Origin of the sequence: Micromonospora sp. DT53 (genome assembly GCF_049841535.1) — a bacterium.
In the GTDB taxonomy this organism is placed as follows: Bacteria; Actinomycetota; Actinomycetes; order Mycobacteriales; family Micromonosporaceae; genus Micromonospora.
Genome location: NZ_JBNCKM010000010.1, coordinates 238,519 through 252,487, shown reverse-complemented (window position 1 = coordinate 252,487; position 13,969 = coordinate 238,519). Strand labels below are relative to the sequence as shown.

14 protein-coding genes are annotated in these 13,969 nt (G+C 72.3%); 9 read left to right on the top strand and 5 right to left on the bottom strand.

Annotation, left to right across the window (positions count from 1 at the left end; translation table 11 throughout):
- Positions 1-18 precede the first annotated feature (18 nt).
- The 3 genes from ACLQ3B_RS28225 to ACLQ3B_RS28215 are packed head-to-tail and all read left to right on the top strand — an operon-like array spanning position 19 to position 2,889.
- Positions 19-666, top strand: a complete 648-nt coding sequence (locus tag ACLQ3B_RS28225) for a TetR/AcrR family transcriptional regulator (protein WP_425783718.1) — start codon at positions 19-21, stop codon at positions 664-666.
- Between the two features lie 55 nt (positions 667-721).
- Positions 722-2,068, top strand: a complete 1,347-nt coding sequence (locus tag ACLQ3B_RS28220; RefSeq protein WP_425783717.1) for a flavin-containing monooxygenase — start codon at positions 722-724, stop codon at positions 2,066-2,068.
- Entirely contained in the window at positions 2,065-2,889 is an 825-nt protein-coding gene (locus ACLQ3B_RS28215) for an SDR family NAD(P)-dependent oxidoreductase (protein ID WP_425783716.1), read from the top strand. The genes ACLQ3B_RS28220 and ACLQ3B_RS28215 overlap by 4 nt, the downstream gene beginning before the upstream one ends.
- A 35-nt stretch (positions 2,890-2,924) precedes the next feature.
- Here ACLQ3B_RS28215 and ACLQ3B_RS28210 read toward each other — a convergent pair whose 3' ends face one another.
- Complete coding sequence (locus tag ACLQ3B_RS28210; RefSeq protein WP_425783715.1) at positions 2,925-3,575, bottom strand: LysE family translocator; 651 nt, start codon at positions 3,573-3,575, stop codon at positions 2,925-2,927.
- 217 nt (positions 3,576-3,792) lie between these two features.
- On the opposite strand from ACLQ3B_RS28210, the gene ACLQ3B_RS28205 reads away from it, so the two are divergent.
- Positions 3,793-4,281, top strand: coding sequence for a DUF1992 domain-containing protein (locus tag ACLQ3B_RS28205; protein WP_425783714.1), 489 nt, complete (start codon positions 3,793-3,795; stop codon positions 4,279-4,281).
- A gap of 32 nt (positions 4,282-4,313) precedes the next feature.
- Entirely contained in the window at positions 4,314-4,856 is a 543-nt protein-coding gene (locus tag ACLQ3B_RS28200) for a GNAT family N-acetyltransferase (protein WP_425783713.1), read from the top strand.
- A gap of 374 nt (positions 4,857-5,230) precedes the next feature.
- Here the strand turns inward: ACLQ3B_RS28200 and ACLQ3B_RS28195 are convergent, their stop codons facing one another.
- Positions 5,231-5,806: a maleylpyruvate isomerase N-terminal domain-containing protein gene (locus tag ACLQ3B_RS28195; RefSeq protein ID WP_425783712.1), complete on the bottom strand. Its 576-nt coding sequence runs from the start codon at positions 5,804-5,806 to the stop codon at positions 5,231-5,233.
- Between the two features lie 101 nt (positions 5,807-5,907).
- Here ACLQ3B_RS28195 and ACLQ3B_RS28190 point away from each other — a divergent pair, with 101 nt between their 5' ends.
- Positions 5,908-6,891 carry a helix-turn-helix domain-containing protein gene (locus tag ACLQ3B_RS28190; RefSeq protein ID WP_425783711.1) on the top strand — a complete coding sequence of 328 codons (984 nt, stop codon included), beginning with the start codon at positions 5,908-5,910 and terminating at the stop codon, positions 6,889-6,891.
- A 16-nt stretch (positions 6,892-6,907) separates the two neighbouring features.
- Here ACLQ3B_RS28190 and ACLQ3B_RS28185 read toward each other — a convergent pair whose 3' ends face one another.
- The gene (locus ACLQ3B_RS28185) at positions 6,908-7,384 is read right to left on the bottom strand and encodes a hypothetical protein (protein ID WP_425783710.1); all 477 of its coding nucleotides are present in this window, start codon (positions 7,382-7,384) and stop codon (positions 6,908-6,910) included.
- An 89-nt stretch (positions 7,385-7,473) separates the two neighbouring features.
- Positions 7,474-8,331: an NAD(P)H-binding protein gene (locus tag ACLQ3B_RS28180; RefSeq protein WP_425783709.1), complete on the bottom strand. Its 858-nt coding sequence runs from the start codon at positions 8,329-8,331 to the stop codon at positions 7,474-7,476.
- A gap of 85 nt (positions 8,332-8,416) precedes the next feature.
- Between ACLQ3B_RS28180 and ACLQ3B_RS28175 the strand changes: the two genes are divergently transcribed.
- The 3 genes from ACLQ3B_RS28175 to ACLQ3B_RS28165 all read left to right on the top strand — a co-directional run bounded on the left by ACLQ3B_RS28175 (position 8,417) and on the right by ACLQ3B_RS28165 (position 12,929).
- Positions 8,417-9,130: a TetR/AcrR family transcriptional regulator gene (locus tag ACLQ3B_RS28175; RefSeq protein ID WP_425783708.1), complete on the top strand. Its 714-nt coding sequence runs from the start codon at positions 8,417-8,419 to the stop codon at positions 9,128-9,130.
- Between the two features lie 352 nt (positions 9,131-9,482).
- Positions 9,483-10,865 carry an FAD-dependent monooxygenase gene (locus tag ACLQ3B_RS28170; RefSeq protein WP_425783780.1) on the top strand — a complete coding sequence of 461 codons (1,383 nt, stop codon included), beginning with the start codon at positions 9,483-9,485 and terminating at the stop codon, positions 10,863-10,865.
- A 162-nt stretch (positions 10,866-11,027) separates the two neighbouring features.
- Complete coding sequence (locus ACLQ3B_RS28165; RefSeq protein WP_425783707.1) at positions 11,028-12,929, top strand: prolyl oligopeptidase family serine peptidase; 1,902 nt, start codon at positions 11,028-11,030, stop codon at positions 12,927-12,929.
- 62 nt (positions 12,930-12,991) lie between these two features.
- Here ACLQ3B_RS28165 and ACLQ3B_RS28160 read toward each other — a convergent pair whose 3' ends face one another.
- Positions 12,992-13,900: a LysR family transcriptional regulator gene (locus tag ACLQ3B_RS28160; protein WP_425783706.1), complete on the bottom strand. Its 909-nt coding sequence runs from the start codon at positions 13,898-13,900 to the stop codon at positions 12,992-12,994.
- Between the last annotated feature and the right edge of the window lie 69 nt (positions 13,901-13,969).

Sequence of the window (13,969 nt, the reverse complement as noted above, 5' to 3'; positions counted from 1 at the left end):
AGGGGCAGAATGGCGACCATGACCATGCCCCGCCGCCGCCCGGGTCGGCCCCGCCGCGACGAGACCCGGCCGACCCGCGAGGTGGTGCTCACCGCGGCGACCGCGCTCTTCGCCGAGCGGGGGTTCGACGCCGTCGGGCTGCGGGAGGTCGCCGCCGCCGCCGGGGTCGACGTCGCCACTGTCGCGCACCACACGGGTACGAAGGCGGCCCTCTACGACGCGTGCTTCGCCCGGGTGTTCGCCGCCGAGCGGGATGTGCTGACCGAGGCCGCCGAACAGGCCCGCGCCGCGCTCGACGCGGGTCCGGACGCGGCGCGGCGGGCCCTGCACGAGCTGGTCGACGCCTTCGTGGACTTCCTGGAGGACCGCCCGGAGACCACGGCGCTGTGGTTGCGCCGCTGGCTGGAACCGCAGCGGCACGCCGAGCTCGACCAGCGCTACGCCGACCCGTTGTACCGGCTGGTCGCGGAGCTGCTCACCGCCGCGGCGGCGGCCGGCGCGCTGGCCGAGCCGACCCCGCACATCACCGTACGGAGTCTGGTGTGGGCGACGCACGGGCACGTGGTGGCGCTGGCCGCGGGCGCGCCCGGCGCTCGGGAGCGGCGCGAGTTCCGGGCGTTCGTGCATCGCCTGCTCGACGGACTGTACGGATCGTCCACCCCTTGACGGGCCACCGCCGCGCGACGATTATCCATCCGACGTTGGATTAATGGGGGCGGCAATGGGCGTACCACCTCGGGTGGCGGTGATCGGCGCCGGCGCCGCCGGGCTCGCCGCGGTCAAGGCACTACGCGACGCCGACGTGCCGACGGTGGGCTTCGAGGCCGCCGATCAGGTCGGCGGCCTCTGGGTGTACGGCGCCCCCGACTCGCCCGCGTACCGCACGCTGCACCTGAACACCAGCCGTGGCCGCACGCAGTTCGCCGACCACCCGATGCCCACCGACTGGCCCGACTACCCCGACCACCGTCGCGTCGCCGGTTACCTCGCCGACTACGCCACGCGCTTCGGGCTGGACGACACCATCCGGCTGCGCCACACCGTCGAGCGGGTCACCCGGAATCCCACAGGCACGTGGACGGTGGCCGCCAGCGGCCCCACCGGCCCGATCGAGGTCACCGTCGACGGCGTGGTCGTCGCCAACGGGCACAACCGGGTGCCCCGGCTGCCCGACCCCGGGTACCCCGGGGCCGACACCTGCACCGCCGAGCAGATCCACAGTCACGACTACCGAGGCCCGGAGCAGTTGGCCGGCAGACGGGTCCTGGTCGTCGGCGGCGGCAACTCCGCGATGGACATCGCCGTGGACGCGTCGTACGCCGCCACCCGCACCCTGCTGTCGCTACGCCGGGGCGTCTGGGTGGTGCCGAAGTACCTGCTGGGCCGCCCCTCGGACACCCTCAACGGGGCGTTGGCCCGCCGACTGCCGTGGCGCCTGCGCCAACGCGTCAGCCAGACGATGCTCAGCGCCACCGTCGGCAACCCCGCCCGTTACGGGCTACCCGCGCCGAGGCACGGCTTCCTCCAGGACCATCCGACGCTCTCCGATGGGTTGCTGTCGCGGCTGACCCACGGCGACGTCGAGGCCCGACCCGGCGTCGCCGCCCTCGACGGCGACCGGGTGGAGTTCACCGACGGCCGCAGCGACAGCGTCGACCTGATCATCTGGTGCACCGGTTACCGGGTGGACGTCCCGTTCCTCGACCCGGCGCTGCTGGCCGGGGGCGCCGACACCCTGCCGTTGTACCGGCACGTGTTCCACCCCGACGCCCCCGGTCTGAGCTTCGTCGGGTTGATGCAGTCCACCGGCTCCGCGTTCCCCCTGGTCGAGGCGCAAGCCAGGCTGATCGCGGCGCACCTGGCCGGCCGGTACGCGCTGCCGGACCCGGAGCGACAGCGCGCCGTCTGCCGGGCCGAACTGCGGGCCGCGACGGCCCGCTGGGGTCAGCGCCGCCCGGCGATGCGCGTGGACTTCGACGTCTACCTGGCCGAGTTGGCCCGGGAGTTGACCGCCGGGACCCGCCGCGCCCGCTCCGGTGCGGCCCCGTCGGTGGGGGCGCCCCGGTGAGCGGTCGATCCCTGGCCGGTCGACGGGTGCTGGTCACCGGGGCGAGCGGGACGTTCGGCCGCCACCTCGGCGCCGCGCTGAGCGCGGGCGGCGCCCGGGTGGTGGGGCTCGACCTGCACGCCAACCCCGACGACGACGTGCCGGTGCTCGGCTGCGACCTGACCGACCCGGACGCCGTACCGGCGGCGGTGTCGGCTGCCGTCGACCGGCTCGGCGGGCTCGACCTGCTGATCAACAACGCCGGGGTCGGAGGCCCCGCGCCGGCCGAGTTGCCGCCCGACGAGGTGGTCCGCCGGCAACTGGAGGTCAACCTGCTCGCCGCCTGGCGCACCACCGCCGCCGCGCTGCCCCCGCTGCTCACCGCACGCGGACGGGTGATCTTCGTGGCCAGCCGGATGGCGGTGCTGCCCCTCCCGCTCGCCGCCGCGTACGGGGTGAGCAAACGGGCCCTGGTCGCCTACGCCGACGCGCTGCGCCACGAGGTGGGCACCCACGTCGGGGTGAGCGTCGTCTACCCGAGCATGGTCGCCTCCCCGATCCACGACAGCACCGCCGAGGCCGGGCTGTCCCTGCGGGGGGTGTCGCGTCCCGAGCCCGTCGAAGGGGTGGTCGCGGCGATCCTGCGGACCGCCACCGCCCGGCGGGCGCCCCGCGACGTGGCGACCACCGCACGCGGCCGGCTGGAGATGGCCGTCGGCCGACACGCGCCCGCGCTGGCCGACCGGCTGGTACGCCGTACCCTCGCCGCCCGGCTCGCCGCCGGTGACCTGGACGCCGCGCCGCTGGCCGCCGGGATGCTCGGCCGGCACCGGGGGCGGTGACCGCCGGGTCAGGGGGTGGCGACGGCCGCGCGGGATCAGGGGGTGGCGACGGCCGCGCGGGAGCGGTCGGCGGCGATGCGCACGGCCAGCGCCGCGAGCGCGGTGCCGGTGACCCACCGCTGTACCCGTAGCCACAGCGGCCGGCGGGCGAAGAACCCCGCGAGGGCGCCGGCGCTGAGCACGATCAGCGCGTTCACGCTCAGCGCGACGGCGATCTGGGTCAGACCGAGCAGCAGGCTCTGCGTCGCCAGGTGCCCCCGCGTCGGGTCGATGAACTGCGGTAGCAACGACACGTAGAGGATCGCGATCTTCGGGTTCAGCAGGTTGGTGACCAGGCCCATGGTGAACAGCCGCCGGGGCGGGTCCGGTGGCAGCGGCGCGGGCGTGAACGGCGAGTGCCCGCCCGGACGCAGCGTCCGCCAGGCCAGCCAGAGCAGGTAGCCGGCGCCGGCCAGCTTCACCACCGCGTACAGCGTGGGCACCAGGACGAAGACGGTGGCCAGGCCGGCGACCGCCGCCGTCAGGTAGACGCCGAAGCCGGCGGCCACCCCGAGCAGCGAGACCAGCCCGGCCCGGCGGCCCTGCGCCACCGAGCGGGACACCAGGTAGACCATGTTCGGGCCGGGCGTGAGCACCAGCCCCAACGCCACCAGCGCGATACCCAGCAGCGCACCCGCACTCACCATGACGCTTCCCCCGTTCGGTAGACCCCACACCGACCGTAATCGGGACGAACGTCCTGGCCCGAGGGCCACCTGACCGGCCGTGGCCTGCGATCCGGGATGATCCACTCACGTTCGGGACCCGGCGGGAATGCTCACCGTCGGGGGCGCGCTGACCCCTGGCAAGTGCGTGTCGCCGGCCGGAGGCGGCGCGTTACGGTGGCCAGGGAGGTGCCGCACGGTGACCGAGGCGTGGGAAGCGTCAGTGGAGGCGAAGATCCAGGATGCCGTTCAGCGCGGCGAGTTCGACGACCTGCCCGGCATGGGCAAGCCGATCCCCGGTCGGGGGGCGCCGTACGACGAGGCGTGGTGGATCAAGAGCTTCCTGGAGCGCGAGGCGCTCCCCGGTGATCTGCTCCTGCCCACGTCGCTGCAACTGCGCCGACGCATCGAGCAGGTCCCCGACGAGGTCCGTGACCTGCCCACCGAGCAGTCCGTCCGCGACTTCGTCGGGCAGCTGAACGCGCAGATCGTGGCGTGGCTGCGCTTCCCCGACGACGGCCCCCGGGTCGCGGTGCGCCCGGTGAACACCGAGGACGTCGTTCGCCGTTGGCGCGTCGAACGTGCCCGCCCCACGCTGACGACGACCGTCACCGAAGCGGCGTTCGTTCCGCCGCCGGCGCGCCGGCCCCACCGTAGCTGGTGGCGGCGATGGCGCCGTCGGGGCTGACCCCCGGGCCACAGCCACGGCAGACTGTGCCGATGCTGATCGAATCGCGGTCACCCGACACGCCCTCGATGCCGGTTGTCGCCCTGCGTCCCTGGTGCGTCGACGATCTGGATGACCTGGTGCACGCGTACCGGGATCCGGTCCTACGCCGCTGGACCAGAGTTCCGGTGACCAACTCCGCCGAGGCCCGGCGGTGGCTGGACGGCGCACTGCGGGACTGGGCCGACGGCCGGCGGTACTCCTTCGCCGTCCTCGAAGAGCAGGCCGACGGCGCTCGGCTGGCGGGCAACGTGGTGCTCAAGGGAGTGACGCCGGAACGTCCGGCGCCGGAGGTGGGCTACTGGACGGCGTCGTGGGCACGCGGTCGCGGCGTCGCCCCGCGCGCGGTCACCGCGCTGAGCCGCTGGGCGTTCGACCGGTTCCCCGAGGTGACGCGGCTCGACCTGCTGCACCAGGTGGACAACGTGGCGTCCTGCCGGGTGGCGCAGAAGTCCGGCTTCGTGTTCCAGGAGGTGTTGCCGGCCCGGCCGCCCTTCCCGCTCGACGGCCACCGCCACACGCTCGCAGCCGGCTAGCCCTCGACACCTCCCCGCGGCCGTCCGAACCTGTCGCGAACGGATCCGAACAGGTCCGAACGCCTGCTCCCGGCCTCGACGGCGCCAACGCGGATACGGTCTGGGCCGAGCGCCCAGACGACCGCCGGCGCGGGAGGGGACGGGGCGAGGTGACCGAGCGCGCCGCGACGTACGCCGAGGTGTTCGCGGTGCGCGAGTACCGCCACCTGTTCGGTGCGTAGAGGTCAGCTGGCGGGCACGGGGACCGCCATCGAGGGGGAGGAGAAGGACCTGCCCAGCGTTCGCAACCGTGGCATCAGCTGGACCTGACCGCGACGCTCCAACCGGGTGGTCGCCTGCCAGGCGACCACCCCACCCCTCGACGCTGGCGCGAGTCAGTCGACTGCGGCCCGCCAGCTCCAGGAGGTGCGCCGGGCCCGGCCGGGCAGCTCAGCGCGGCCGGTCATCCACAGCAGCACCTCGGGTGCCGACCCGGCCGGGGCGTCCGGGAAGAGCCGCCGCAGCACCAGCGCGCTCAGCCGCTGCGGCGGCTGCCACGGCACACCGAGGCCGAGGGTGATGTCGTGGGTGTGCAGCAGGGTCTCGGCCACCCCCATCGCGGCGAAGCCGGGCGGATCGCAGGGGCCCCAGTGCCAGGCCCGGGTGTCCGGCGGGGCGGTGTCTACGGAGGCGGCGAGCAGGCCGGCGCAGGCCCGTACCACGGTGAGCACCTGTGCCGGGCTCGCATCGGGGGAGACCCGCAGGTCGTACGGCAGGTAGCCGTCGTCGGGGCGGCCGGTGACCTGGCCCGCGTACGCGAGGAGGTCGTGCGCGACGTGCGCCGCGGTGGTCCAGCAGCTCCATGTCAGCGAGCCGGCTGGCACCGACCAGTCGCGTTCTCGGTGTGGCAGCAGCACCCGGGTCATCTCGTCGGTTGCCTCCCGCAGGTCGGCGCCGGTCAACACCGACATTCGCCAACCCGCCGGTCAACACCGGGCATGGGAATCTCGTCATGGGTAAAGAGGATCGAGGCATGCAAGAATCCATCCTCGCATAGGGGGAGGCGAGCAGGGTGTTGCCCAACCTGGTGGTGGACACGACGGCGATGCCTCCGGCGGACAGGTTCGCGTTCTGGTACGCCCTGGTCGCGCAGGAGACGGCCCCAGCGCACATCAGCAGCGGCCATCTGGACAACTTCGTCGCGTACGCCCAAGCCATCGATCTGGGGCGCATTCGGATGACGTCGCTGCGCTACCCGTCGCTGGACTCGATCCGGCCCACGCAACTGGTCCGTCGGGCCGAGGGGGACGTGTACCAACTCGCGCTACCCCTGACGGGTCGCAGCAGCTTGATCCAGGACCGCACCGAGTCCACGTTGGAAGCCGGCAAACACTTCACGCTCCTGGACACCGCACGGCCGCACGTCGCCCGGCACCGCGCGGACGGCCCGGGTCTCGCCACCACGATCACCGTGCAGATACCGCACGCGGCGCTGCCCCTGGCGCCGGACCGGCTCCGCGGCCTGCTGGCCACGCCGATGCCGTCGCACCTCGGCGTCGGCGGGCTGTTGGCCCACCACCTGCGCAGCATCGCGGCGCACCCGGAGCAGTTCGAGCCGGCCCAGGCCGAGATCCTGGGCGGTGTGGCGGTGGACCTGCTCACCGCCGCGCTCGCTCAGTACCTCGACATCGAGGACACCCTGTCACCGGAGGCGCGGCAAACCGCGCTGCGGGCCCGCGTCGTCGACTTCATCGACCGCCACCTCGACACTGACGAGCTCGGCCCTCGCAGCGTCGCCGCCGCCCACCACATCTCGCTGCGGTCGCTGCACCGCCTGTTCGAAGCGGAGGCGACGACGGTTGCCGAACTCATCCGCGTCAGGCGCCTGGAGCAGTGCCGGCGTGATCTCGCCAACCCGCTGCTGCGGCAGCCGATCCGCGCGATAGCCGCCCGTTGGGGTTTCCCGGACAAGGCCCACTTCAGCCGACTCTTCCGTGCCCACTACGGACGTTCGCCGCAGGAATACCGGACAGCCGTCGCTCGCCAGGATCGATGACCCGCCCGACCGACCGCTACCGCCGGCGGTCGGTCGGATCGTCCTCGACGAAGTCACGGACAGCGGCCCGGATGCTCTCGCCGTACGGGTCGTCCGGCAGCCGCACCAGGTGTTCGCGGGCCCGGGCGAGGTGCTCCCGGGCCGGACCGACGTTGCCCAGGCGCCGGTGGCAGTCGGCCAGGTTCAGATACAGCGACGGCAGGAACGCCTGCACCTGGAGACCGGGCAGGTATCGCTTGGCGCGTTCGTCGGTCAGCTCGGACGCGGCGGCCAGGGCACGCTCGTCCCAGCTCAGCTCCGCCTCGGCGGTGTCCTGCAGGTCGGCGAGGTAGTGCGCCAGGGTACAGCGGTGCAGGGCGTCCCCGGTGGGGCCGAGCTCGTCCCACAACGCGGTGAGCAGCGCACGGGCCTGGGCAGCCGCGCCGCCCTGGCCGAGCTGCACGGCCTCGATGATGCGGGTCATGGTCGGGTCGGCGATCGGTTGGTCGGTCATGTCGCCGATGGTCGGACCTCGACCCGATCGAGGGTCAAATCCCGGAGACGTGGGCTGGCGGTCACGACGTGCCCTGCGCGACTGCCGCTCTAGCGCAGCATGGCCTCGAGCACCGAGCGGACGGATGTCGGGCGGTGACCGATGACTGTCTCCAGCGTCGGATCGGTGACGGCGAACTCGCCTTCTCGCGCAGCCCGGTACATGCCGAGGGTGAAGTCGGCCGCCGCCGAGGGCATGCCCCGCTGGATGGCGGACGCACGCCACTGGTCGTCATCGGCGACGACACGTTCGACGGTGCGGCCCGTGATGTCGCTGAGGATGGCGGCCACCGCTTCGAGGTCGAGCATCTCCGCGGCGGTCAGCGGTGCCGTGACCCCATCGAGCAGGCCCTCCTCGGCCAGGGCGATGGCCGCGGCTTCGGCCAGGTCGGCGTGCGCGGTCCAGGACACCGGGCCGTCCGCCGGCGCCACGAGTTGACAGGTCTCCAGCGCAGCCCCGATGGAGAAGCTGAGCGTGCTCGCGTAGAACCCGTTGCGCAGGGCGGTGAAGTCAACCCCCAGCCCGGCCAGGTGCTCCTCGGTGGCGGCGTGCGTGGGCTGGGCGGCGAAGAGCGAGTCCCGGGAGGCGGCCTGGTGGCTGGTGTACAGGATTCGTTTGGCTCCCGCGGCGCGGGCGGCGTCGATGGCGGCCCGGTTGGCGACGAGCGCGCCGGGGCCGCGGATGGCGGCGGAGACGATGAGAACCTTGTCGGCGCCCTCGAAGGCGTGCTCCAGCGTGGCCGGGTCGGTGAAGTCTCCGGCGCGCACCCGCACACCGCGTTCGGCGAGGCCCGCGGCCTTGTCGATGTCGCGCACGCTCACGCCCAGGGCGTCGGGTGGCAGCCGGTCGAGCAGCCGGTCGACGATCTGGGACCCGAGCTGACCAGTGGCACCGGTGACGACGATCATGATGAGCCCTCCTTGTTATCGGCGTTACCCGACCGACGTTAGCACTGATATTTCGCGGTTAACAAGCCGCTGTTAGCATTGGTTCATGGTGACGACGCAGGACACCCGCGACGACGTCCGGGCGGGCATCGTCGCGGCAGCGACCCAACTGCTGCGCGAGAAGGGCGCGAACGCGGTGACCACCCGCGCCGTCGCCCAGGCCGCAGGCGTGCAGGCGCCGACCATCTATCGCCTGTTCGGCGACAAGGACGGCCTCATCGACGCCGTCGCCGAACACGTCATGGCCACCTACGTCAGCGGCAAATCGGCCACAGCGGACCTCGAGACGGGCGACCCGGTCGCGGACCTGCGCTCCGGATGGCGCACGCACGTGGAGTTCGGCCTGACAAACCCCGAGCTGTACGCGCTGATCGCCACGCGGGGGAGTGGCGCACCCTCGCCGGCGACGGTCGCGGGCCTGGACGTACTCCGTCGCCGCGTCCGGCGACTCGCCGCGGCCGGCCTCCTCCGGGTCGACGAGCAGCGCGCACTGCTGATGATCCACTCAGCGGGCAACGGAACCATCCTCACCCTGCTGGGAACGCCCGCCGACCAGCGCGACCTTGGCCTGGGCGAAGCCATGCTCGATGCCGTTCTCTCAAGCATCCTGGCGACAGCTCCGGCGACAGCCGACACGACCACGAACGCGGTCGCGGTGACCTTCGCGACGGTGCTGCCCGACCTCCCCGGGCTCACCGACGCCGAACGCGCGCTGATGGCCGAGTGGCTGCACCGATCACTGACCCACCCGACGCCGTGATCACGTGCCGAGGAAAGAACTCGACGGGATCACGCCGGGGAGGTAGCTTGCAGGTGACCGCGACACCGCACGAGGAGGTGAGACCCATGAACGTTGCAGCGATGTGGGTGCTCCCCCTTGCCGTCACGGTCGGGCGATCGACGTAGGTGTCGCCGGGAGCGCCTTGCCACCACGGCACTCCCGAGAGGCAACACCCATGCACCCTCCGCAATTCACCGCCGAGCCGCCGTCGACCGAGCCGGCCTCCACCGTGGGCGACGTTCGCGGCCTCCCATCATCGTCGGCCGCCAGCACCGACCACGCGCCCCACACGTACGACGTGATCATCGCCGGCTGCGGGCCGACCGGGGCGATGCTCGCCGCCGAACTACGACTACACGACGTACGCGTACTCGTCCTGGAGAAGGAAACCGAGCCGGCGTCGGCCGTCCGCATCGTCGGGCTGCACATCCGCAGTCTCGAACTGATGGCGATGCGCGGACTGTTGGAACGCATCCTCCCGCACGGGCGGAAGCGTCCGGCCAGCGCCTATTTCGCCGCCATCCCCAAGCCCGCGCCCCCGGGCCTGGATTCGCGGTACGCCTATCTGCTGGGTATCCGGCAGCCGGTCATCGAACGTCTGCTGGAAGAACACGCCGTCGAACTCGGTGCGCGGGTGCGGCGCGGGTGCGCGGTCGCCGGTTTCGAGCAGGACGACGAGGGCGTGATCGTCGAGTTGGCCGACGGGGAACGGCTGCGCTCCCGCTATCTCGTCGGCTGTGACGGCGCACGCAGCACCGTGCGTAAGCTGCTCGGCGTCGGCTTTCCCGGCGAGCCCGCGCGGACCGAGAGCCTGATGGGCGAGATGGAAGTGGGCGCACCACCGGAGGAGATCGCCGCCGCGGTGGCCGAGATCCGCGAGACCCACCAGCGGTTCTGGCTCCGGCCGGCGGGCGTGGGGGTCTACAGCGTCCTGGTGCCCGCCGCGGGGGTCAGTGACCGCGCCGAACCGCCCACCCTCGAGGATTTCAAACAACAGTTGCACGCCATCGCCGGGACCGATTTCGGCGTGCACTCCCCGCGCTGGCTGTCCCGCTTCGGGGACGCCACCCGGCTCGCCGACCGCTACCGGGTCGGGCGGGTGCTGCTGGCCGGCGACGCGGCACACATCCATCCACCGATCGGCGGACAGGGCCTCAACCTGGGCGTTCAGGACGCCGTCAACCTCGGCTGGAAACTGGCCGCGCAGATAGACGGCTGGGCGCCGGGCGCGCTGCTGGACACCTACCAGGCCGAACGGCGACCGGTCGCCGAGGAGGTGCTGGACAACACCCGCGCCCAGACCGAGCTGCTGGCCACCGAACCGGGCCCCCAGGCCGTACGGAGGATGCTCACCGAGCTGATGGACTTCGACGAGGTGAATCTCCATCTGCTCAAGAAGATCACCGCCATCGGCATCCGCTACGACTTCGGCGCGGGCCCCGACCTGCTCGGCCGCCGCCTGCGCGACGTCGACGTGAAACAGGGCCACCTCTACGGTCTGCTGCACCGCGGCCGCGGCCTGCTGCTGGACCGCACCGAACGCCTGACCGTCGCCGGTTGGTCCGACCGTGTCGATCACCTCGCGGACTCCACCGCGGCACTGGACGCACCATGCGTCCTGCTGCGCCCCGACGGCCACGTGGCCTGGGTCGGCGACGACCAGCAGGATCTGGACGATCGCCTCCACCGCTGGTTCGGCAAGCCGACCCCCTGACCAGGCGCTCACCGCCGTGATCGGCGCAACCTCGCTGTTCATGCTGCCTCCTCGCGATGCGAGACAGCACCATCCGCGAGGTTGCGCCGATCACGGGCCGCGCGTGGCCGGCCCGGGGCACTCGATCGGGTGTTGCCCTGTTGCTGCTGGCAGACTGATCGCATGACAGGTCTGACCGCCGACCTCGTGGTCGACGGTCGTGAGCCGCGGACCCCGGCGCTCGCCCCGAACGGACGTCGGCTCTGCTACGTCCTCGCTCCCACCAGCCGGACCGGCGACCACCTCGACACCGAACTCTGGCTCGTCGACACCGATGGCGCCGTCGCGGCGCGCCGGGCGACCGCCGACACCGCAACCGAGTCCCAGCCACGCTGGTCGGCCGACTCGGAGACGCTGTTCTTCCTGTCCGACCGCGCCGACCGCGGCGCCCCGCAGCTGCACGGGCTCACCCTCGCCGACGGCACGATGACCACGTTGACCAGCTGGAGCGCCGGCGTCGTCGACCATCTGCCGCTCACCGACCCCAACCTGGTCGCGCTGCTCACCGAGGACGAACCCACCGAGAAGGACGAGCGCCGCGCCCGGGACCGCGACGACGCCATTGTCGTCTGCGAGCGCGAACCGCACGCCCGGTTGCGCCTGCTCGACCTGCGTACCGGCCGGGTCACCACCCCGAATGTGTTCGGTGGCCGGCACGTCGTGGAACTGCGGCAACGTCCCGACGGCGGCCCACTGGCCGTGCTGACCTGGGCCAGCGCCGACAACGACTACGGCCCTCGCACCGGCCAACTGCACCTGTTCGACCCCACCACCGGGGCGGCGACGAACCTCGGACCAGTCGGGGCCGACGCACGATCTCTGGCCTGGTGGCCGGGGGAGGACGGTTGGCACCTCGGTTACCTCGCGCTCACCCCACCGGTTCTCCAGGCCGGCACCGCCGTGTTCGACCTGGGTGTGAGCAGCCGCGTCCTCCGCAACCGAACCGCCGGCCTCTCGATGTGCCCGACTGCACTCTGCCAGACCGATTCCGCCCCGCTTGTGGTGTTCGCCGCCGGCCTGAACACGACCCTGGCCCGGCTCGACCCCACCAACCTCACCACCCTGTCGCAGCACCCCGGACGCCTCGACGACCTCACCACCACCCCTACCGGCGGCACAGTCGCCGTACTCACCGGCACCCGCTACCAAACCTCGAACGTGCACATCGGACCGCCAACCGGGCCGCTGCGAAGAATCACCAACACCCGCCCGGAACTGGACGGCATCTCCCTCGGCACGCAACAACCGCTGGCCTACCGCGCCGCCGACGGCCTCGACCTGGATGGCTTGCTCGTGCTGCCGCCCGGAAGAACCGCATCGGACGGCCCGTTCCCGCTGGTCACGATCGTGCACGGCGGCCCGTACGACCGCTACGCCGACCGTTGCCAGTTGTTCTGGTTCCCCAGCGCGCAGTGGCTGGCCACTGCCGGCTACGCGGTGTTGCTGCCCAACCCGCGCGGCGGCCAGGGCCGTGGCCACCAGTTCGCCGCCAGCGTCGCCGGGCGGGTCGGCCAGCAGGAGTGGACCGACATCCTGACCGGCATCGACCTGCTCATCGCCGAGGGCATCGCCGACCCCGACCGGCTGGGCATCGCCGGCTGGAGCCACGGCGGCTTCATGGCCGCCTGGGCGATCGGCCAGACCGACCGCTTCCGCGCCGCGCTGGTCGGCGCCGGCGTCGTCGACTGGGGCATGCTCGCCGCGACCGGAGAGAACGGCCAGTTCGAAGCCGCTCTCGGTGGCAGCGCCGGCTGGTCCGGCGTCGGCCCACACCGACATGACGCGGTCAGCCCGATCTCCTTCGCCAGCCACATCCGGACTCCCGTGCTCATCCTGCACGGCGCCCAGGACACCAACGTTCCCCTCGGCCAGGCCGTGTACCTCCACCGGGCGCTGCGCCACTTCGACGTCGAACACGAGTTCGTGATCTACCCGAGAGAGGGTCACTCGATCCGGGAACGCAACCACCAACTCGATGTGCTGCGTCGTACCCGTGCCTGGTTTGATCGCTGGCTCTGGCCCTGACCGGAGTGTCTGGACCAGAAGCCGTTGCTGACCGGCAGGGCACTACCGACCTGCGCGTGATCTCATCGATCGTCGGTGCCAGGCTTGCCTGCGGCGAACATGCGTGCGGAAGCGTGCAACGCGCCGACGACGGCTGCCACCGCAGGCATCTCGCCGGCGCCGCGGCGGTACCCGATCCGGGTACGTCGTCGGGTCGGTGCGGCGATCAGCCGTACTCCCGTCGCCGGCGCGACCACTGCCAGCTCGGGCACCAGCGCGACCCCCTGGCCGGCCCTGACCAGGGCAAGCACCGCAGCGAAGTCATCGATGTGGTGCCGCGTACGCGGCGCGAAGCCGGCACCCCGGCACACCCGCACGGCCACCTCATGGCACAGCGTGCCCGGGCTGGCCAGGATCCACGCGGTGTCGTGGGCATCGGCCAAAGTGGTGACCGGCGCGTCCGCCGCGACGGCGAGGTACACGGCCTCGTGCAGCAGCGGGACCGATCCCAGCGACGGGTCCGTGACGGCCGGCACGACGTCGTAGTCATGCAACAGGCCCACGTCGAGCCGTCGGTCGCGCAGGGCGTCGGGCACCGTGACCGGGTCGAGTTCGCTGACCGAGAGGTCCAGCCCGGGATGGTCGCGGCCGAGCGAGACCAACGCCGCCGGCAGCACCGTGCGTACGGCGGTGGGATGGGCGCCGATGCGGATCGGCCCGGAAGGTTCGCAGCGTACGGCGGCGACAGCGGCGGTGGCCTCCTCCAGCGCGACGAGCACCGCCGCGGCATGACGCACGAGCACCCGGCCAGCCGCGGTGAACTCCACCCGGCGGCCGCTGCGCCTCAGCAGCGCGACGCCCGCTTCGCGTTCCAGGGTGGCCAACTGCTGGGAGACCGCCGACGGCGTGTACGCGTGCACGGCGGCGACGGCGGCGATCGTGCCCAGCCGGTCCAGGTCACTGAGCAGCCGCAACCGGCGTCCGTCGAGCATCAGCTCACCTTACGCACCAGCGAAGGAATCGGAACTGGATCTTACGGACACCGTCAGCCAGGCTGCGTT

Bases quoted from the DNA above. Each gene is read 5' to 3' on its own strand.
- ACLQ3B_RS28225 (WP_425783718.1), top strand. From the start codon at position 19: ATGACCATGCCCCGCCGCCGCCCGGGTCGGCCCCGCCGCGACGAGACC.
- ACLQ3B_RS28220 (WP_425783717.1), top strand. From the start codon at position 722: ATGGGCGTACCACCTCGGGTGGCGGTGATCGGCGCCGGCGCCGCCGGG.
- ACLQ3B_RS28210 (WP_425783715.1), bottom strand. From the start codon at position 3,575: ATGGTGAGTGCGGGTGCGCTGCTGGGTATCGCGCTGGTGGCGTTGGGG.
- ACLQ3B_RS28200 (WP_425783713.1), top strand. From the start codon at position 4,314: ATGCTGATCGAATCGCGGTCACCCGACACGCCCTCGATGCCGGTTGTC.
- ACLQ3B_RS28195 (WP_425783712.1), bottom strand. From the start codon at position 5,806: ATGTCGGTGTTGACCGGCGCCGACCTGCGGGAGGCAACCGACGAGATG.
- ACLQ3B_RS28185 (WP_425783710.1), bottom strand. From the start codon at position 7,384: ATGACCGACCAACCGATCGCCGACCCGACCATGACCCGCATCATCGAG.
- ACLQ3B_RS28180 (WP_425783709.1), bottom strand. From the start codon at position 8,331: ATGATCGTCGTCACCGGTGCCACTGGTCAGCTCGGGTCCCAGATCGTC.
- ACLQ3B_RS28175 (WP_425783708.1), top strand. From the start codon at position 8,417: ATGGTGACGACGCAGGACACCCGCGACGACGTCCGGGCGGGCATCGTC.
- ACLQ3B_RS28170 (WP_425783780.1), top strand. From the start codon at position 9,483: ATGCTCGCCGCCGAACTACGACTACACGACGTACGCGTACTCGTCCTG.
- ACLQ3B_RS28165 (WP_425783707.1), top strand. From the start codon at position 11,028: ATGACAGGTCTGACCGCCGACCTCGTGGTCGACGGTCGTGAGCCGCGG.
- ACLQ3B_RS28160 (WP_425783706.1), bottom strand. From the start codon at position 13,900: ATGCTCGACGGACGCCGGTTGCGGCTGCTCAGTGACCTGGACCGGCTG.